General features: G+C 38.0%; 18 protein-coding genes and 1 pseudogene. 5 read left to right on the top strand and 14 right to left on the bottom strand.

Translation table 11 applies throughout. From position 1 onward, the window contains the following. Nucleotides 1-22: 22 nt before the first annotated feature. Nucleotides 23-1630, bottom strand: a complete 1608-nt coding sequence (locus PCY10_RS08905; RefSeq protein WP_021002431.1) for an alpha-glucosidase — start codon at nt 1628-1630, stop codon at nt 23-25. Between the two features lie 223 nt (nt 1631-1853). Here PCY10_RS08905 and PCY10_RS08900 point away from each other — a divergent pair, with 223 nt between their 5' ends. Together PCY10_RS08900 and PCY10_RS08895 are read left to right on the top strand one after the other, a co-directional pair. Beyond that, the gene (locus PCY10_RS08900) at nt 1854-2762 is read left to right on the top strand and encodes an ATP-binding cassette domain-containing protein (protein WP_021002430.1); all 909 of its coding nucleotides are present in this window, start codon (nt 1854-1856) and stop codon (nt 2760-2762) included. Nucleotides 2763-2775: 13 nt separating this feature from the next. Then, on the top strand, nt 2776-3534 hold the full coding sequence (locus PCY10_RS08895) for an ABC transporter permease (RefSeq protein ID WP_048785140.1): 759 nt from the start codon (nt 2776-2778) through the stop codon (nt 3532-3534). 324 nt (nt 3535-3858) lie between these two features. On the opposite strand, the gene PCY10_RS08890 is transcribed toward PCY10_RS08895, so the two are convergent. The 7 genes and pseudogenes from PCY10_RS08890 to PCY10_RS08860 form a co-directional block, all read right to left on the bottom strand. Continuing rightward, nucleotides 3859-4725 carry a sensor histidine kinase KdpD gene (locus tag PCY10_RS08890; RefSeq protein WP_021002428.1) on the bottom strand — a complete coding sequence of 289 codons (867 nt, stop codon included), beginning with the start codon at nt 4723-4725 and terminating at the stop codon, nt 3859-3861. Nucleotides 4726-4727: 2 nt separating this feature from the next. Continuing rightward, nucleotides 4728-5405, bottom strand: a complete 678-nt coding sequence (locus PCY10_RS08885) for a response regulator transcription factor (protein WP_021002427.1) — start codon at nt 5403-5405, stop codon at nt 4728-4730. Nucleotides 5406-5747: 342 nt separating this feature from the next. Continuing rightward, a pseudogene (locus PCY10_RS08880) lies at nt 5748-6384 on the bottom strand (family 1 glycosylhydrolase); the annotation flags it as partial. A 24-nt stretch (nt 6385-6408) separates the two neighbouring features. Next, complete coding sequence (locus tag PCY10_RS08875; protein WP_021002425.1) at nt 6409-6951, bottom strand: GNAT family N-acetyltransferase; 543 nt, start codon at nt 6949-6951, stop codon at nt 6409-6411. Next, nucleotides 6948-8279, bottom strand: a complete 1332-nt coding sequence (locus PCY10_RS08870; RefSeq protein ID WP_021002424.1) for an McrC family protein — start codon at nt 8277-8279, stop codon at nt 6948-6950. Before PCY10_RS08870 ends, PCY10_RS08875 begins: the two co-directional genes overlap by 4 nt. Continuing rightward, the gene (locus PCY10_RS08865) at nt 8263-9624 is read right to left on the bottom strand and encodes an McrB family protein (protein ID WP_021002423.1); all 1362 of its coding nucleotides are present in this window, start codon (nt 9622-9624) and stop codon (nt 8263-8265) included. The genes PCY10_RS08870 and PCY10_RS08865 overlap by 17 nt, the downstream gene beginning before the upstream one ends. Before the next feature lie 48 nt (nt 9625-9672). Next, complete coding sequence (locus PCY10_RS08860; protein ID WP_021002422.1) at nt 9673-10407, bottom strand: histidinol-phosphatase; 735 nt, start codon at nt 10405-10407, stop codon at nt 9673-9675. A gap of 223 nt (nt 10408-10630) precedes the next feature. Between PCY10_RS08860 and PCY10_RS08855 the strand changes: the two genes are divergently transcribed. After that, nucleotides 10631-11776 (top strand): cobalamin-independent methionine synthase II family protein, encoded by a 1146-nt coding sequence (locus PCY10_RS08855; protein ID WP_301559006.1) that lies wholly within the window; start codon nt 10631-10633, stop codon nt 11774-11776. Between the two features lie 465 nt (nt 11777-12241). On the opposite strand, the gene PCY10_RS08850 is transcribed toward PCY10_RS08855, so the two are convergent. Together PCY10_RS08850 and PCY10_RS08845 are read right to left on the bottom strand one after the other, a co-directional pair. Beyond that, nucleotides 12242-12628 (bottom strand): VOC family protein, encoded by a 387-nt coding sequence (locus PCY10_RS08850; RefSeq protein WP_301559005.1) that lies wholly within the window; start codon nt 12626-12628, stop codon nt 12242-12244. After that, nucleotides 12618-14057, bottom strand: a complete 1440-nt coding sequence (locus PCY10_RS08845) for a glycoside hydrolase family 1 protein (protein ID WP_301559004.1) — start codon at nt 14055-14057, stop codon at nt 12618-12620. The genes PCY10_RS08850 and PCY10_RS08845 overlap by 11 nt, the downstream gene beginning before the upstream one ends. A gap of 111 nt (nt 14058-14168) precedes the next feature. Between PCY10_RS08845 and PCY10_RS08840 the strand changes: the two genes are divergently transcribed. Together PCY10_RS08840 and PCY10_RS08835 are read left to right on the top strand one after the other, a co-directional pair. Next, nucleotides 14169-15038 carry an AraC family transcriptional regulator gene (locus PCY10_RS08840; protein WP_003077609.1) on the top strand — a complete coding sequence of 290 codons (870 nt, stop codon included), beginning with the start codon at nt 14169-14171 and terminating at the stop codon, nt 15036-15038. 14 nt (nt 15039-15052) lie between these two features. Beyond that, nucleotides 15053-15562 (top strand): HXXEE domain-containing protein, encoded by a 510-nt coding sequence (locus tag PCY10_RS08835; RefSeq protein ID WP_117276841.1) that lies wholly within the window; start codon nt 15053-15055, stop codon nt 15560-15562. A gap of 581 nt (nt 15563-16143) precedes the next feature. Here PCY10_RS08835 and PCY10_RS08830 read toward each other — a convergent pair. The 4 genes from PCY10_RS08830 to PCY10_RS08815 form a co-directional block, all read right to left on the bottom strand. After that, nucleotides 16144-17496, bottom strand: a complete 1353-nt coding sequence (locus PCY10_RS08830) for an MATE family efflux transporter (protein WP_301559003.1) — start codon at nt 17494-17496, stop codon at nt 16144-16146. A 62-nt stretch (nt 17497-17558) separates the two neighbouring features. Beyond that, entirely contained in the window at nt 17559-18128 is a 570-nt protein-coding gene (locus PCY10_RS08825; protein ID WP_021002415.1) for a TetR/AcrR family transcriptional regulator, read from the bottom strand. 212 nt (nt 18129-18340) lie between these two features. After that, nucleotides 18341-18658, bottom strand: a complete 318-nt coding sequence (locus PCY10_RS08820) for a PTS lactose/cellobiose transporter subunit IIA (protein ID WP_009567927.1) — start codon at nt 18656-18658, stop codon at nt 18341-18343. A 9-nt stretch (nt 18659-18667) separates the two neighbouring features. After that, nucleotides 18668-18988 (bottom strand): PTS sugar transporter subunit IIB, encoded by a 321-nt coding sequence (locus PCY10_RS08815; protein WP_003074583.1) that lies wholly within the window; start codon nt 18986-18988, stop codon nt 18668-18670. Nucleotides 18989-19003: the final 15 nt, after the last annotated feature.

The following is a 19003-nucleotide window of genomic DNA, read 5'->3' as shown; positions in this document are numbered from 1 at the left end:
GTTTTTGTTCTTGCCAATCTTTCTACTCAATTTCCACACAAAAAGCATCCCAGCCTTGTAATTTATGGGTTTGAAGTATCTTAGTTACATCTGTGTTAGCAATCAAAACTTCCTTTACAGTATTTTCCAAGACAAAACTTTGCTCTTCATTTGAGAAGTTCATCACGATCAGATATTTCTTTGTTGTCGTTTCTCGTAAATAAGCAAACACCTTATCAGCCGTTTCAAGTAGTTTAAAATCTGCTGTCACCAACCAATCATTGCTCTTTCTCAATTGAATCAATTGTTGATAAGTATAGAAAATAGAATTCGGATTTTCCAAAGCTGCTTCAACATTGACTCTTGGATAATTAGGATTAACAGCCAGCCACGGTTGACCAGTTGAAAAACCAGCATGCTGATGGGCATTCCACTGCATAGGCGTGCGAGCATTGTCCCGCCCAATCGTACGAATACTGCCCATAATATCATCAAGCGGCACACCCTTATCAAGGGCTTCGCGGGCATAGTTGAGAGATTCAATGTCTTCAACATCTTCTAAGTTCTTGAAAGGATAATTGGTCATACCAATTTCTTCCCCTTGATAAATATAAGGAGTCCCACGCATCAGATGAAGCAGAATTGCTAAAGCTTTCGCTGACTTCTCGTGGTATTTCGTATCATTTCCCCATATGGAGACAACGCGCGGAAGGTCATGGTTATTCCAAAAGAGCGAATTCCAACCTTCCTCTACACCTAGTTCATTTTGCCATTTGGTAAAAATTTCTTTTAATTTTGGTACGTCCAATTCATCTGCTACATCCCATTTTGGTTGATTCGGCTTATGTTGAAGACCAATGTGCTCGAATTGGAAAACCATAGATAATTCATGATTCTTTGGGTCTGAATACTGTTTTGCAATGTCAGGAGTTGCTCCCCAAGTTTCACCAACTGTCAATAAATCCTTATCCCCAAAAGTCGCACGGTTCATTTCCTGCAAGTAAGGATGCAGCATTGGACCATTATTGACAATTTTCTGGTCAGGTACCTTTCCAATCATATCAATCACATCCATGCGAAAGCCACCAATTCCTTTGTCAATCCAGAAATTCATCATCTTGTAAATTTTTTGACGTAGAGCTTCATTTTCCCAATTAAGATCCGGTTGTTTTGTGCTAAAGAAATGTAGGTAATATTGACCAGCTTTTTTATCATATTGCCAAGCAGAACCGCCAAAAATAGAGTCTAAATCATTTGGTTTGTCTCGCCAGATATAATAACTGTGCTCTGGACTATCTGTATGTTCTCGCGCCTCTACAAACCAAGCGTGCTCGTCAGAAGTATGATTGACCACCAAGTCCATAATGATTTTAATATCGCGCTTCTCTCCTTCTGCGATCAGTTCCTCCATATCCTCCATAGAGCCAAAAATATCTGCAATTGCTTCGTAATCAGCAATATCATAACCGTTATCGTCCATCGGACTCTTATAAACCGGAGAAAGCCAAATAGCGGTAATTCCAAGTTTCTTCAAGTAATCCAATTTACTTGTAATTCCTTGTAAATCTCCAATTCCATCTCCATTGCTATCCATAAAACTTTTTGGATAAATCTGATAAATTACGGCATCATGCCACCATTTTCTTTGCATTATGCATCTCACTTTCATCTTTTTCACCTTCCATACTATATAATTTTTCACTTCTTTGCAAGCGTTTGCGTTATATTTTAGTCTTCTTTTTACACGTAAAAAGTTTAACTCTGTAAATTTTAGAAATATTTGAGAATTACTTGAGACTTATTTGACAAGCATTTTGTATACTAATCCTTGAAGAGAGGAGAAACTCTACTATAGAAAAAATGGAGGTCACATTATGGAAACTATTTTGAATGTGAAACACATCAGTAAGAGATTTGGTCAACAGCTGGCTCTAGATGATGTTAGTCTTACTGTGAAACAAGGAGAAATTTACGGTCTAATTGGGAAAAATGGAGCTGGTAAGACAACACTCATCAAAGTGATTACCCAGTTGATTCAGCCAAATAGTGGTACGATTGCTCTCTTTGGTTCTTCCACCAAATCTGAATGGATACATGCACTCAAGCGAGTCGGTTCTGTCATTGAATCTCCAGCGGCTTATGCCCACCTGACCGCTTATGAAAATTTAAACTATTGCTGCAAAATACGACATATTCCCAATGCAAATAAGGTTATTCAAGAAACTCTCTCTTATGTCGGCCTAACCAATACTGGGAAGAAAAAATTTCGAGATTTTTCTCTTGGAATGAAACAGCGTTTAGGCATCGCTATTGCACTTCTGTCAAAACCAGATTTGATGATTTTAGATGAACCAATCAACGGACTTGATCCTGTCGGAATCAAAGAATTCCGACAACTGGTGCAGCAGCTCAATGACGAATTGGATATGACTTTCATTATCTCTAGCCATATTTTAAGTGAACTTTATTTAGTCGCTACAAAATTCGGAATCATCGAAAATGGGAAACTCATCAAAGAAATTACTAAAGCAGAGTTTGAAGAAGAAAGTGAAGATTATATTGTTTTGAAAACAAATAATCTTGCCAAGGCAAGCAACATACTCCACGATCATCTGCGCTACCGTCTGAAAGTCGTGAATGCAACAGATGAGATACACATTTTTACTCATTCGCATGAGATTAACACTATCATTCAAGAATTAGGAAAGATGGATATTGCTATCAACGAAATCTACTATGCACGCCAAGACTTAGAAAAATACTTTACAGATTTGGTAAAATAGAGGGAGGTTTATCATGATTCATACTATTCAAGCAGACTTTTATCGTTTCTTTCGCTCAAAGGGTTTTTGGATTACGGAGTTCTTCTTTATCATCACACTATTATCCGGTGTGCTCTATGGTGTTATGGGGAATGTAGGGGTACATACAGACACAAAAGCTTTAAACGCATTGGAGAAGAAGAGTGGTTGGACTGGTTTTGAAGCCATCACTAAAACTTCTGGTAATTTTAGTAATACCATTATTTTTATTATCATCCTTGTTGTTTTATTAATTGGAATTGATCTTACTCAAAAATTATATAAAAATTCTATTACTAGCGGTATCTCCCGAACAGAATTCTATTTATCTAAATTCTTTGTTCTGGCTAGTCTCATCTTGTTTCAATTGATTCTAACCTATTCTGCATTTATTCCAGCTACCCTCATCAATGGCATTGGAACAGCACCAAAACATTTCCTTTCGAATTTTCTCATTATGATTGGCGTCCAATTTATCTGTGCCTTTGCTTGGGTTAGTCTTGTTTCATTCACATTATATGCTACTAACTCTATTATAGCTGCTATTTTCACCTATTTTGTCGGTGTTTCCTTGCTAAGCCTGCCAACTATCTTTTATCCAGATGTTGATTGGTTGAAATACTTGGACATGCAATTCTATTTTGACATGGTCTCTAAGCAAGATATGGTCTTCAAAACCATAACAATTGCCCTTCTCATCACACTTTTCTTTGCATTTAGTGGTTTACAAGTATTTAAAAGAAAAGATTTATAGCATACAAAGAGGCTGGGAAAAAGATCCTAGCCTCGTTTTATTATGATCGAAAGTTCTTAGCATGGTCACTGATTGCTCAACAGCCAATGGCTGTTGAGGTTGCAGATCAGGCTTTCGAAGCAAGTTACTTTCATTTTTTAGTTGTCTTTTAGATTCCCAAAAATTTATTTAACAAAAACTTCGTTTTCTTTATCCATCACTTCACAAGGCTGGGACTATTTAAAGGGTCTGGGAGACCTTTTAAACCTGAACCTAGAAACAAGAGAGCGAAGCTAAAAATAGTCAATTTTTAGTTCTGTCCCACCGCCTTTCTGTATCAAGCTCTTACAAACGAATAAGCAACTCAAACCATACATCCTCTGCCTTCATTTCTAGCTGCCCTTGCAGGATTTCCACCAACTGCTGGGTGATATAAAGCCCTAAGCCAGAGGATTCTTCTGCATTTGAGAGATTCTCAGAATAAAAACGGTTGGTTAATTTTTCCAAATATTGAATGGGTTGGCGAACAACGTTTTTTACGCTTAAAAGAATAGACCTATCTGTACGTGTCAAAGATATCTGAGCTGTTTCTTTGCCATGCTTGAGGACATTACTTAACATATTTTGGACAATTCGTTCCAAAATTTCTGGATCTGTCTCTAGCACTAACCCTTCTTGCAAATTCACCTGTAAGTCAATTCCTTCTTCTTGAAAAGCATCATAAAAAGAAAGCGTTTGGTTTGTTATCAGTTTAGAAATATCTATTTGTCGAAACTGCGGTCGAACAGCCCCTTCCATAAGTCGGCGATATTCCATAAGGGCTTCCAAACGATTGGAAACAACAGATAGATTGGTCGCAATTTTCAATAATTGTTCATTCTCTTCTTTTTCCTTCATAAGCTGTTGGGTATAACCGCTAGCGATGGTCAAGGGTGTGCGAATATCGTGAGCAATATTGCTAATAGCCATATCCAAAGTTTTCTTCTCCTGGCGAGCAATAAAACGTGTTTGTTCTACTTCTTGAAAGAGTTTTTCCACTTCATTTGCCACCTCAATCATTGTTTGACCATGATATTGAGGTGTTAAGCGTATCTGACTACCAGTTTCTCGTTTCTCACGAATCTGTTGTGAAAGATTACGGACTGCAATATGATAACGCAATAGCACGAGTCCAAGCAGACTGATTAATGCAACTAGTATCCAAACCAGCATTCTTAGTCCTCCTTAATTCTCACACCTAAGCCCCAGATTGTTTCAATGTATTCTTCAGTCGGATCTAGTTGGGCTAATTTTTTGCGAAGATTGCTAAGGTGAGTGTTCAGCGTATTATCTCCCTGCAGATAGGGCTCTTCCCAAACCAATTCAAATAATTCTTCTTTTGTGTAAATTTTCTTAGGATGACAAAGCAACGTTTGCAAGATTTGATACTCTTTTCTCCCTAAACGAACTCGATTGTCTCCCTTAACTACTTCAAATGTGTCCGGTAAAAGGCGGATATTTTTAACTCGCTGTATCTCATCTATTTGATCTCGTGAAAAGTGGCTTCGCAGCTGCACCGTCACACGTGCAAAAACTTCATCCAGATTGAACGGTTTAACAATATAGTCATTGGCACCATTTAACAGATATTGACTGACCAGTGATTTCTCACCTAAAGCAGTCAGCATGACCACTGGAATCTGACTGCTTTTGCGAATTTCTGCTAAGACTTGATCACCATTTTTTCCCGGTAACATAATATCCAGCAGCACCAAATCAATCTTCTGCTGTGCAAATACAAGCAATCCTTCTGTTCCAGAATAAGCTGAATAGACTCTATGTTCAGCTTGAAACAAATCTTTTAAAAGTTCATGAATATCGTTGTTGTCTTCTATGATTAAAATATTTGCCATATTTCTTCCATTTCTAATGAAATCTTTTATCCTTAGTGTAACAAGGAAAAAGACGGAAGTCAACGGAAAGTCAAACAGAGTCTAGGGAGAACAGTGCCTTTAACTGACACTGCTCTTGCAATAAATGCGCAACGTATCAGCGACGTTCAAAGTTATTTGTTTTTCAAATTCAAAAGAATACCTGATGAAATAAACAATATTTTGTCTATTGCAATCTCCAACAATCAACTAAAGTGTTAATTATGGATGTTAAACTATACAAAATGTCTGGGTACTATTTTGCACCAGAGCCATAAAGTGATTAATATTTTCAATATTAAAAGCTGGAACACTCCAGCTCTTCTATTTCACAGATGCTCCATTAGTCGCGATGACTTCCTTATACCAGTCAAAGGATTTTTTCTTGGAGCGTTTGAGTGTTCCCTTGTCTTCATTGTCTCGGTTAATATAGATAAAGCCATAGCGCTTCTTCATCTCGCCAGTGCCAGCTGGTACCAGGTCAATACAGCCCCAGGCCATGTAGCCCCACAGAATTACGCCGTCTTCATTGATAGCTTCTCGCATAGCCTTTACATAGTAGTCAATCCGGTAATCATCAACCACATAGCCATTTTCATCTGAAGTATTCACTGCACCCAGACCGTTTTCCACGATAAATATGGGTTTTTGATAGCGATCCCAGATGGTATTTAGCGTAAGGCGCAAGCCCAGAGGATCAATCTGCCAGCCCCACTCAGAGCTTTTCAAATAAGGATTCTTGAGAGAAACAAAGCTATTGCCCTCTGTTAGCTCATTGACTTTAGGATCGCCCGAAGCTACCCAACTAGAGTAAAATAAAGTCCACCGTATGCTCCTTGAGCAGCTGCAGGTCTTCTTCTGTCATTTCGACAGTGATACCCACGCACTCCCAAGTTTTCTTAGCATAGTTGGGATATTCACCACGCGCCTGCACGTCGATGAAGAAATAGTTTTTCCTGTCCCAAACCATGCAAAAAGACTAGTTTCATATGCTGTTCCTTTCAGTCACATTTATCCAGTACCGCTTCATCATGTTCCCCGTTGATTCATCCAAACGGCTGTCTTCATAGACACCTCCGTTTGCGAGGATAGTACGTTCAGAACCAATATTCCAGTCTGCGCAGGTCACCAAAACTTTGTCAATGCCTAATTTCTTGGCTTCTAATAATGCTAGGCGCAGCTGCACTTTAGCGTAGCCTTTCTTACGCTCATCAGGCCGAATAGAATAACCAATGTGGCCTGAAACATTAAGCAAACCTAAACTATTTAGATGATGTCTGACATTGCAAATACCAATTATTCGCTTATCGGACTGACGAATGCAGAGAAAAACCGTTGCTGTCCATCCTTCTTTTGCCGGCTTATCCTTTGAGAGCCTGTCTAGGTAAACCAGCCAATCAGACAACCTATCAAATTTATAAAGCCCAGCTCCGCCATACATGTGCTCACTTTTAAACGCTTCCTTATAAGCCAGTAATTCCTCTTCCCAATCAAGACTGGGGCGGACTAGGATTAAGTTTTCGGTCATAATGTGCACTCGCTTTCGTTTAGGAGTTTTTGAATAGTTTCTTGAAATATTTTTTCCGATTCTTGAATTTGCTTGACAAAATCATCATAACTGCTGCTGGTTTGGGGAATTAAGAGTGACCATTTTTTCAAGATGCCGCCATAGCCTTCAAGAGTTCCGATATCGTTATCAATTTCTTTTCCCGTACTTGGAAATATCAAACCAGCTAGCTGAGCCTTTGAAATATAAGAATAAGTAATCAGCTGAAACAAATCCTCTCTGGCAATACCCTTTTCAGTCGTTTCCAGTTTTTTATACTTAGCATCTAAGACCACACCTAACGGACGGCTGTAAAAGTCTGGATAAACTTTTCGACCATTGCCACTTTGGAAAACAGAAATACCACCTTTACTCTCCTTATTTTGCGGGTGCTCAAAATCCTCTCCAAGCAAGGTCGCCAGATATTCTTCCCAGAGCCAAGCGACATCAAAGAGAAGGCCGTGAATCTTTTGCTGGGATTGATTCAGCCCATGCTTTGTTTGATGCAAAATCATCAAGCAAAGCTGCTGTAATTTGCCATATTCATGGTAATAAGTGTGTCGAATGGGATGGATCTGGTTAAGATGGATAATCTTTGCCCGATCTGAAAATTTATACGACGGTGTCACGCGCACAATTTCAGCTGTATTTTCCCTAACAGATGCTGAACTGGACAAAAGCGCTCTGCCATTTGGAACAGTATGCTGAATAAAGGCAATCGTGTGCCGAATCAGCTGCATGAGGGCGTTATCAAAGGAAAATTCCCTAGTCGAATAAGTGATTTTCCCTGTAAAAGGAACATTTTTCTTAATATGTCGAGCAACCTCAATCGTCCCTTTGACATGGCTGTCATTATAGAAAAAACGCTGGTATTCCTTGTAAAGTCCCTTGCGCAAAGCCGCCTGAAGATACTTTGGAAAAAGATAAATCAAGAACTGATACCAACTATCCTCCTGAGATAAACCAACATCCAGACTGGTCAGGTTAAGCTGCAGCACCTTTTGCAGCATATAATGCAAAAAATAGTCATCGTCCTCATTAGCAAAACGGGAATGGATGGTCAAACGCTCATCCCCACAGCCCAGAAAACCAATAATATTCTGCGTTTTAATCTGACCATTAACCGTCTCCAGCACCTTGCCGTCCTTTTCCAAATCAGGAGAATCCAGCAAATCATGCGGAAAAATAAGGATATTATCCTCTTGGGAAAGACTTTCTAAGGTTCTGTCCAGAAGCTGGGCTGATAAATTATGAAATTCATTTTCAAAATCAGATTTTAAGAATATCTGCTGGTTATCCGTCAGTCTCATCAGCCTCTACCTTGCTTTTATTATCATAAGCAGTTTTCAGCTCAGCTAGCTTTTCTACTTCATCATAGGAATCGCGCAAATAATCTTTTAAAAGCGGTTCTAAGTAATCAGACCAGAGAAGATCATAATCATAATTTACGCTAGGTAGTTTAAGAAAGTAACTTGGACCAATGTGGTAATGACTGTTGAGACCTTCAGTATCTGAAATAGCCTTATTTAAGTTTGTTAAACGATTTCTAGCTTCTTCAATTTTATCATTATCAAATTCGTCATTATTTTCCCACATTCCCATAGTATCTGCTGCCTTTATCTCAACAAACCTGAAACGACGGCGCATGGCAAAATCAAAGGTATCAACAGACCGGTCAATATCGTTCATGGTGCCGATAATATAGACATTTTCAGGGATATAAAATTTCTCATCCGTTTCATGTAAATTGGCATATTGCGTTGAAACGGCTCCCTTTTCCCCGCGATAGTCTGGGTCAATAGAGAAGAACAGTTCACCAAAAATCTTGGAAATCTCCCCGCGGTTGATTTCGTCGATAGTGAAGACGAATTTTTTATTTGGATTTTCTTTTGCTTTCTTACAAAACTTTTTAAAAATCCCATCCTGCAACTTAAAACCAATCTGACCATCATCACCCGAAGAAGGACGCAACCCTTCTACAAAATCCGTGTAATCATAAGACGGGTGAAACTGAACAAATCCAATCTGCTCTTCATTACCACCAGTCAGCTCCTCAGCAATCTGCTTAGCCAGATAAGTCTTTCCAGTACCCGGCGCACCGCGGAGGATGAGGTTTTTGGAGTTTTTCAAAACCTGAGCGTATTTACTATCTCCAATACAATTAGATGATGGTTCTTCTACAACGTTTTGTTCTTCTTTCATTTTACTACCATTTTTAAAACTTATAAATTGATCATAAAACTTTTCAAGTGTTTTATTTGAAGTAGACGTTGAATCTAAATTTAAATCACTGATGTCAACTTCTAAAATAGTTTCGACATCCTTATTTGTATGAGAATTCCATTTCACAATTTTTAATGTCTTTACTTCAAAATTTTCAAACTTTATTCTGACGTTAACCCAAAAATCTGAATTTAACTCATAACCAAAGTAAGGTGCTTTAACACTTCCTCGGCCTTCTTTAGGTCCATAACCAGTTCCACTACCATATATAAACATTTGAATTTTATAATCAATACCATCAATAGTCACTGCAGGATACGTTTTTTCTATACCACTTAATTTTGTTTTCTTCTCTGCTCCTCTCTTAATATTAATATTTGCTTGTTGAACGAACTTGTTCAATAAATTTTTAAACTCACTATATTTTGACATCGTTAGATTTCCTTCCATTTTTATCTATCAGCAACCCACCACTGCTTTTTAAATTATCTCCCCCTCTTCAATTCCATACTCATCTAAGATGTCTTGAATTTTGTCAAAGGCCAGTCGGAAGTGTTCGAGTTTGTGACCGTCGGATCCGATGGAGTATTTGCGACAACCTAAGTTTTTGACTAGGCCTAAGGCATAGCGGTAGAGATGCTCGTGTCCATAGAGGTACATGGACTTGCTGTTGAGTTCAAAGGCTAGGTTGTGGTCGATCATCTTGTGGAAAATGCGGCGCAGCTGGGCTTCATGAGTCTTTAATTCATCAACCGTCAGGTCAAACAAGCGAAAGCCATAGTCGAAATGCGCCAGCACATCAGCTTCCACGCGCCCGATGGCGTATTCCAGCTTGTCTAGGTATTCTTGGATAATGGTTTCTTTGTCCATATCTGCCACTTCATCATCCAGATAATCATTGACGCCGTTGTGATGGACGGAGAGCAATTTCAAATCATAGTCCTTGTCAGCTAGGAAGCTGAGAATGTCCGCTTCACGGGGCTGGTAATAGCCAATTTCAATGCCTCGCTTGATGCAGTTGCCGTATTTCGCATTAAGCTCGGCTATTTCTTTAGAATAAGCCTCATAATCAGGCACATCATCCTGCTGAGTGTAGGGGTTGGACAGGTCGTAGTGCTCAGTTGTGACGATTTCCCCATCATAGTGAGTCAGGTAGTCCTCAAAGCTAGCGTCAGAATCATAGGAAAAATGGGTGTGTAAATGGTTATCGCGCATCGGTTATAAGTTGCTCCTTGTTTTTTCTTCTATTTTACCAAAAAAGGCGGAGATAGGGAAAACTGCTTTTTCATTTCTATGAGGAGAAGGCGTTTGTGTTTAGGCAAAAACTGTCTTTTTAGTTATAGTTTAAAACTATATGCTTTTCTCTAAATTAACTATTTTTCAAAAGTGCTCAGCTTTTGTACAATAAAAAGCAAGAAATCTAGAAAGAGGCATGTACATGACACAATCAAAATTCCAACTTGTTGGATCTCTTCTTCGTCCAGCTGATCTGCTTGACTATAAAAATAAAATTGAACATCGTGATGACATTCAGTATCCTTTTTATGATAGTTTTCCGGGTTATCGTGAAACAGAAACAGCAGAGATTAAAAAGGTCATTGCTGATGAAAAGGCAAACGGTATTGATATTTTGACAGATGGTGAATATTCTAAGTCCATGTGGCATTTAGATTTTATTTGGGGACTTAAAGGTATTGAACGTTACATTGCAGACCACGGCTACACTTTTAAAGACCATGATGGCGGACAGTACGAAACACGTAAAGACATCGGTATTCGCATTACCCAGCCACTTTCAGGTAAAAATCATCATTTTTTAGATATTTACAAACTGCTCAAGGAAGAAGCTGGTGATAGGCAAACAAAATTAACGATTTGGGGACCTGCGCATGCTTATACTGAACTGACTATCTTTGATAAACTTGCTGGTGAAGGGCAAATTTACAAAACCAATGACGAATTAAAAGCTGGTCTTATCAAGGCCTACAAGGAATTCTTGACAGAATACAAGGAAGCTGGCGGTGAGATTATCCAGTTTGATGATTGCCTTTGGGAACTTTTTGATGAATCAAATCCTGCTTCGTTTTTTGCTGATGGCAATGCTGCGCTGGCTGATTTAGCTGATGAATTCATTGCGATCAATAACGAGGTAGCTGATTACGGGCATCAATTAGGACTCAAAGTTTGGACACATAACTGCCGCGGAAATTATGAAAGCCGTTCTGCCTCAGGCGGAACTTATGAAGCGATTGCGGAAAAATTCTTGCGTGATCAACACTATGACCGCTTCTTCTTAGAATGGGACAGTGACGTCTCAGGTGATTTGAAGGCTCTTGCTTCTCTTAAAGATAAAGATGCTGAGGTTGTTCTTGGACTCCTTTCCAGTAAGACAACTGATCTTGATGATGAAGAACGTGTTCTCAAGTTATTAGAACAAGCCAGCACCATTTTGCCTAAGGAACGTTTGCTGCTGTCACATCAATGCGGTTTTGCTTCTTGTGATTCTGGCAATGAGTTGGCTATCCCGCAGCAATGGGCTAAAATCAAACAAGGCCAAGAAATCGCTAAGAAATTTTGGGGTTAAACTGCAAGCACATGACTATTTAGCGAACACTGACAAAAACGCGAAAACAAACTTCTTTTTGAGGTTTGTCTTTTTTGGTCTTTGGCAATAAATACGACTGAAAAAGAGTAAAGTAAAAATGATTGCTCTATTTGGCAAATTTTTAAAGCAAAAACAGCAGAGAGCTGCACTGAGATATTTTCCACCTGATATCTATGTTACAACTTTCAGTTCATCTGTTTAACACGAAAAAGGAGACTGGGACAGAAGTTCCCAGCCTCATGCATTTTATCGTTTAGCTTGCAAGACGCAGTGGTTGTTAGGATAGCCTTACCCCTTGCTATATCGGTGATAACAACTATCCTAACCAACTGTGCAGAGGTGTTTTAGATCAGCAACTAGAAACTAGAACTTGCTGAAAAATCAAATTCTTCGAATGACTGATTTTTGTACCACTTTCTATTTATAAGAAGCAAATTTATCAAATTATACTGTCAATTCAATCTGATTGCCTTCTAAACCTAGAATGCAGCTTTCATAGTAACCATCACCTGTCAGGCGTGGACCGCTTAAAAGTTGATAACCATCTGCTTGGAGCCTAGCTGTCAATTCATCTACCTTTTCTCTGCTTCCTAGACTAAAAGCCAAATGATGATAGCCCAAAAAGAGAAGCTCTTGGTTGTTATCTGCTAAACCTTCCTTTCGGGTCATGATTTCCAATCTTGCTCCTTCGTCAAAGCTGAGGAAGTAAGACTGAAAACCTGTTTTCTGATTATGGTAAAGCTGGTTACTTTTTGCTTCAAAATACGTTTCAAAGAAGCGTTTAGCCCCTTCTAAATCTCGAACATAAAGGGCTGCATGTTCAATCTTCATAGAGTTTTTCTCCGTTCGTTGCAATAACTTCTTTATACCAATCAAATGATTTCTTCTTGTAGCGAGCTAAAGTTCCTGTCCCATCATCATTTCGATCAACAAAGATAAATCCGTAGCGTTTACTCATCTGAGCTGTTGAAGCAGACACAAGGTCAATACAGCCCCAAGTGGTGTAACCCCAGAGTTCAACGCCATCCTCAATGGCTTCACCAACCTGTTGTAAATGCTGTTGCAGATAATCAATGCGATAGTCATCTTCAACAGTTGGACCATTAGGACCATCTATCAAAACATCCTTAGCCCCAAGACCATTTTCTACGATAAAGAGTGGTAATTGGTAACGGTCATAGAAAGCATTGAGAACCAAACGCAGACCAATTGGATCAATTTGCCACCCCCATTCTGAAGCTGTTAAATAAGGATTTTGTAGACCTCCTAGAACGTTTCCTTTCCCAGAAGAATAACTTTCTGGGTCATGCGCAGCAACTACGCTCATGTAATAAGAGAAGGAGATGAAATCCACGGTATGCTCTGCCATCAATTCTTTATCACCTGGTACAAATTGGATCTCAATGTCATTTTCTTTGAAGAAGCGGTTCATATAAGCTGGATATTTACCACGCACATGAATATCTGAAAAGAGATAATTTTGATTTTCAAACTCACGGGCAGCCAGTACATCCTCTGGTTTTGGCGTCATTGGATAAGCCGGCATGGCTAGCACCATACACCCAATCTTAAAATCTGGATTGATTTCATGCCCAATTTTAGTTGCAAGAGCTGATGCCACTAGTTCGTGATGAACAGCTTGATAAAGATCTTGTTTGGACAATTCTTCTACTGGAGTTGCAATCCCTCCACTCATAAACGGTGCATGTAAAACAGAGTTGATTTCATTAAAGGTCAACCAATAGTTCACCTTGTCTTTGTAACGAGTAAAGACAGTACGAACATAGCGCTCATAAAAGCCAATCAAATCACGATTTGCCCAACCATTATATTGACGCGCCAAATGCAAAGGTGTTTCATAATGCGATAAAGTCACTAAAGGTTCAATGTTATATTTGGCCAATTCATCAAAAAGGTCGTCATAAAACTTTAGCCCTGCTTCATTTGGCTCCGTTTCATCGCCATTTGGAAAAATTCGTGACCAAGCAATAGAAGTACGATAAACCTTGAAGCCCATTTCTGCAAAAAGGGCAATATCTTCTTTGTAACGATGATAAAAGTCAATTCCTTCCAATTTGAGGTTGTCAGCTGTTGGCTTATCTGTAATTAAAGGATTGAGATCACCCACGTTAGACGATAGACCACCTTTTGGCGTCACATCTTGAACCGAAAGACCTTTACCATCCAAATTATAAGCACCTTCATATTGATTAGCAGCGGTTGCACCACCCCAAAGAAAATCTGTTGGAAATTTACCCATGGCTTCTACCTCTTTTATTTTTTACTCAATTATATTATAATCTTAAGAAAGAATATTTTCTAACACAATTCTTCTATAAATTGCTATTATTCTACGAAAGAGGCAACACTTATGGATCTGGGAACATTACATAAAGATATCGTTTACAAAAACCAAGGTACTCCGTACTCTCTCACACGAACCATTACCCGAAATGGTCAACCAGACATTCTCTTTCATTGGCATACGGATATTGAACTGATTTACGTCCATGAGGGGACAGCACAGTTTCACATTGATTATGATTACTTTAATAGTGAAGCAGGTGATATTATCCTTATTCGTCCCAATGCTCTTCACTCGATTCACCCGATTGAAAATCGCCGCCATTACATGGATGCTCTCAACTTTCATTTGGATTTGATGGGCTATTCTACTATGGACCAAGCCAGTATTAACTATTTGCAGCCACTTTACAATGGACAATTAGATTTTGTACACGTCATCAAGCCTAATCAACCAGCCTATACAGACATTCGGCAATGTTTACTTGATGCTATGAAAATAGGCTATTATCGCACAAAATATTTTGAATTTCAACTCAAAGCCCAGCTCAATCAACTCTTTTATCTTTTATTTGAAAATGGTTATGTCATTTCAAAAGAGCAAACCTTAGAAGGCTATCGCAAGGAAGAAAAAATCCGTACCATTATTGACTATATCAGCGCTCATTATCAAGAAGAAATCACTATTGACCAACTTGCCAAAATTTGTAGTTACAGCGATACGCATTTCATGAATTTCTTTAAGAAACATTTGGGGGTGTCTTGTATAGAATATGTAATTCAATTTCGCTTGCGAAAAGCGGCTGAACTCTTGCAGCATTCTACCTTACCCGTCCTAGAAATTGCTGCCCAATCTGGCTTTAACAACCTCTCTAACTTCAATCGGCAGTTTAAAAAGTATTACCAACTAACTCCTAGTCAATATCGTAAAAAATAACAAGGAGGGACTCCATGAAAGATATTATCTGGTTATTTCCACTGCTTTTCATTTTTCATGATTTAGAAGAAATCATTGGTTTCATACCATGGCTACAGCGGAATGAGCGGCTACTGGCCAAAAAAGCCACGGCCATTCTAAAGACCCACAAAGACTTATCCACAGAAGGGTTCGCACTAGCTGTGGCAGAGGAATTTGTCGTGGTGCTCTTTGTCGCTTTCTTGGCTCTTTTTTACCATACTCGCTTCCTTTACCTCATCTGGTTGGGTGGATTCGTCGCTTTCGCTCTTCATCTGGTGCTTCATATCCTGCAAGCTATCTGGCTTAGGCGCTATATACCAGCGCTTGCAACCTCTATCCTGTGTTTACCGGTTAGCAGTATCATCATTTGGAAAACCACCGCTTTACTTCATGTCAACACAATTGAACTTCTTGTTTTCAGTCTCATTGGTATTCTTATCGTTATCGTCAACCTATTTTTTGCACTTTGGTTAGGAAAACAATTTTCTGCCCGGTTAAACTAAAGCCATTTTGAATGTATAAAATAATGCTTAAACCGTATCTACCATTCCCTCAGGTTTCAGAGAAAAGCGCAGACGCATCCCAATGTACTAACTTGATAATATTTTCCTTCCCACCAACACGAACAACAATTCCTGAACTAAGTCAGTATAATCTTTTGCCATAATAGCTCTCTTTTAATTTTTAGGCTATTTTGCACATATAAATATTTAACAACCGTGACAAAAAACCTAAACATACATCAAATAGAAAGTAGTCCCCCTACTTTCTATTTCGTATTTGCCTACATGACCACTAACAATCCATAAGTTAGGATAGCGCAACTTCATTTCATTATAAACGATTTCTAGAACTTTTAAAAACCATTATTAAATCGAAACCAACGAAAGTTCTAAAATGAAATTAGCCACTTGAAGATGGAACACAACTTGTTTTGAATATCACAAAAGAGAGAACCAATCTGATTCTCTCATATTTAATTATAACTTTCCCACTATAATTAACAAGGAGTCTATTTATACTAACTATAAATCGTTCTCTTTCCTAATCAATTTAAGCAAACTATAACCTTTTTAGAAACAAATTACTTCATAGTTTTAAGTTGCCTCAAATCTTTAAAATCTTTAGACAATACCACTATTACAATTACCGAGAGACATATATCTATCACAAATGATCCTATGTATATGGACTGGATACCAAAAATTTTTGGTAATACAATCATAAGAGGAATATACAAAAACAACTGTCTCCCAAGTCCGATTGCCATTGCAGGAGTGGCTTTTTTTATTGACGGCCAGAAGGTCATGGCTGTCATAGTAACAGAAAGCAGTGGAGCAATTGACATAAATATTCTGAAACTGAAAATATAGCTAGAGTCAAAATTGACTTGCGGCAACATACTTCCTAAAACAAGCTCTGGACTAATCATCGAAAAAAGCCAAAATGGCAACATGATGATTAATGCTACAAAAGAAAATATTTTAAACGAACTTATACTTCTTTCGTATTTTTCAGCTCCGTAATTTATACCTGCCACCGGTTGCAACGCTCTCATAAGTCCATAAATAGGTGTAAGAGAAAAATTAAATATCCTAAATACAGCTCCATAAAAAGTAATATCAAGCTCACTTCCATAGGCTTTCAATGCCCTTAGAATAATCACGCCTTGTATAATACCCATTACACTCATAATAAGTGATGGCATTCCTAAAGAAATAATTTTTTTGATTATTTCTCTATCGGCTCTTATGGTAAATATATTTGCATTAAAACTCGCTTTTCCCTTCTTGCAATAGGTTACAAATAAGAACGCATAAACAAACATACCTATATTTGTACCCCATGCCGCTCCAGCGACACCCATATTGAAAACCTTCATCAATATATAATTTGATATGATATTCACCACAAGACCTATTCCCATCATAATGGCAGCTGTCTGCATCTTGCCCTCAGCTCTTACTATCATATTGTATGCAAGACCTATAATCCAAAAGAAACTCCCTATCAGGGTAATCCTGAAGTAAGTCACAGCGTAGGACAAGGCCTCTCCTTCAGCTCCGATGGATGTGAGTAAAGGTGTCATAAACACGAACCCGAAAAACATTATAATCACTGTAACTACTATGGAAATCAAATTTGCATTTCCGACAATTTTTCCCTGAGTGTTCTTGTCATCTTCACCTAATAAAATACTGAGGTAAGAACCCGCTCCTACACCTACTAATGAACCTAATCCTAGACTCAATTGTGTAAGAGGATAAACGATGGATATTCCAGCAAATGCTGTCTCTCCTACTAATCTACCTACAAATATTCCATCAAAAATGACGTTTAACCCATATAAAATCATGGCAATAATAGCCGGTAGTGAAAGCTTATAACAAACTTTCCATAAATCTTCATTTAATATCATTTCTTTTTCTTTATTCACATGTTTTTCCTTTCAAACATTTCTTCACGCCTTTAAAGTTTAAATATAGTCTCTAACTAGAATTATGTTAGATAAGCCTCAAACATAAGCTTAAGCATCTCTTTCAGTTTTGCTCTATCGACATTATCAAACAGATAAATGCCCATATACAAACAGTTCATCAAAAAAGTAAATTCACGATTACTTATTGCATTGTATTCCTCCAATCCTTCCTTTTTAATAAATTCCACAAAGTTATCATGACTTTCGTCATATATTTTTTCAAATAACATTTTAAATTTATCATTTCCCTGCATCTCTATAAGAAATACAGTGTATAAATCTTTATACGGATTTTTATCCAAGATTCTTTCCAACAAAATGTCCACAATTTTGTCTCTTCGACTTAATAAATTTTCCCTCATAGATTTTTGCACAATATCTTTTCTATACTCATCACCATCTCTTAAAAGTTCTAAGAAAATCTCCTCTTTATTGGAAAAATGATGGTACATTCCACCTTTGGATATCCCTACTGTCTGTACTATTTCTTCCATAGTAATTTTTGAATACCCTTTGTCCACAAAAAGTTTCAAGGCAATCTCTTTAATCTGTTTTCTTCTTTTTTCTTTACTTAATCTTTTTCTTTCCATGATCCAACTCCTTATAGACTATGTCGTCGGTAATGAAATAATACTACTTTTAGATTTTTTTGTCAAGCTTGCATTTTACAATTTGAAATCATATTTTTAAATATTTTCTGTGTATAGAAAGCTGTAGGGATAAACCTCTTCAAACAAAAAACCTTGGTAAAGCACTTTTCTGCTCTACCAAGGTAAAGAGGTTTTCGTCTCAATCACTTCAGTCATATCTTGCTTAGACGTTCATGTATATCAACAACTTCTTTTGCCAAATCAATAAAAGTTAAACTAGTCATCAAATGATCTTGAGCATGCACCATTAAAAGACTAAACTCAATTTTTTCACCTTGAGCTTCCTGTGTCAGCATTTCTGTCTGTGACTTGTGTGCTAAAACTAATGCCTCATCTGCTGCTTTTAACTTTTCACGTGCTTCTTCAAAAAGGCCTTTTTTAGCTTTTTGAATCGCTTCAAAAGCATTGCTCTTCGCCTCGCCACCATACATAATGAGGGACATGATACTTTCTAAATTTGAATTTTCCATATCAACCTTCTAGCCTCCGATCAGTTCCTCAGCTAACGCTAGCACCTTTGAACCGTTCATCATGCCATAATCCACCATTGGGATAACTCCAACTGGGATATTCTTTTGAGCTAACTTTTCTGTAAATTGATCTAAAAGATAGCGCACTTGCGGGCCCAATAACAAGACATCTACTTTCTTCTCAGAAAGGATATCATCTACTTCTGGTGCTGGAACTGCAAAAATTTCTGCATCTAATCCTTTTTCATCGGCTGCAGCTTGCATTTTTGTAACAAGCAAGCTGGTACTCATACCTGCAGCACATGCCAACATAATGGTTATTTTAGCCATGGTTTTTTATTCCTT

Origin of the sequence: Streptococcus sp. SI1, assembly GCF_030439945.1 — a bacterium.
GTDB lineage: Bacteria > Bacillota > Bacilli > Lactobacillales > Streptococcaceae > Streptococcus > Streptococcus intermedius.
Note: the sequence above shows the minus strand (reverse complement) of the source record. Positions and strands in the feature narration are given on the sequence as shown.

Bases quoted from the DNA above. Each gene is read 5' to 3' on its own strand.
- PCY10_RS08905 (WP_021002431.1), bottom strand. From the start codon at position 1,630: ATGCAAAGAAAATGGTGGCATGATGCCGTAATTTATCAGATTTATCCA.
- PCY10_RS08900 (WP_021002430.1), top strand. From the start codon at position 1,854: ATGGAAACTATTTTGAATGTGAAACACATCAGTAAGAGATTTGGTCAA.
- PCY10_RS08895 (WP_048785140.1), top strand. From the start codon at position 2,776: ATGATTCATACTATTCAAGCAGACTTTTATCGTTTCTTTCGCTCAAAG.
- PCY10_RS08890 (WP_021002428.1), bottom strand. From the start codon at position 4,725: ATGCTGGTTTGGATACTAGTTGCATTAATCAGTCTGCTTGGACTCGTG.
- PCY10_RS08885 (WP_021002427.1), bottom strand. From the start codon at position 5,405: ATGGCAAATATTTTAATCATAGAAGACAACAACGATATTCATGAACTT.
- PCY10_RS08875 (WP_021002425.1), bottom strand. From the start codon at position 6,951: ATGACCGAAAACTTAATCCTAGTCCGCCCCAGTCTTGATTGGGAAGAG.
- PCY10_RS08870 (WP_021002424.1), bottom strand. From the start codon at position 8,279: ATGAGACTGACGGATAACCAGCAGATATTCTTAAAATCTGATTTTGAA.
- PCY10_RS08865 (WP_021002423.1), bottom strand. From the start codon at position 9,624: ATGTCAAAATATAGTGAGTTTAAAAATTTATTGAACAAGTTCGTTCAA.
- PCY10_RS08860 (WP_021002422.1), bottom strand. From the start codon at position 10,407: ATGCGCGATAACCATTTACACACCCATTTTTCCTATGATTCTGACGCT.
- PCY10_RS08855 (WP_301559006.1), top strand. From the start codon at position 10,631: ATGACACAATCAAAATTCCAACTTGTTGGATCTCTTCTTCGTCCAGCT.
- PCY10_RS08850 (WP_301559005.1), bottom strand. From the start codon at position 12,628: ATGAAGATTGAACATGCAGCCCTTTATGTTCGAGATTTAGAAGGGGCT.
- PCY10_RS08845 (WP_301559004.1), bottom strand. From the start codon at position 14,057: ATGGGTAAATTTCCAACAGATTTTCTTTGGGGTGGTGCAACCGCTGCT.
- PCY10_RS08840 (WP_003077609.1), top strand. From the start codon at position 14,169: ATGGATCTGGGAACATTACATAAAGATATCGTTTACAAAAACCAAGGT.
- PCY10_RS08835 (WP_117276841.1), top strand. From the start codon at position 15,053: ATGAAAGATATTATCTGGTTATTTCCACTGCTTTTCATTTTTCATGAT.
- PCY10_RS08825 (WP_021002415.1), bottom strand. From the start codon at position 18,128: ATGGAAAGAAAAAGATTAAGTAAAGAAAAAAGAAGAAAACAGATTAAA.
- PCY10_RS08820 (WP_009567927.1), bottom strand. From the start codon at position 18,658: ATGGAAAATTCAAATTTAGAAAGTATCATGTCCCTCATTATGTATGGT.
- PCY10_RS08815 (WP_003074583.1), bottom strand. From the start codon at position 18,988: ATGGCTAAAATAACCATTATGTTGGCATGTGCTGCAGGTATGAGTACC.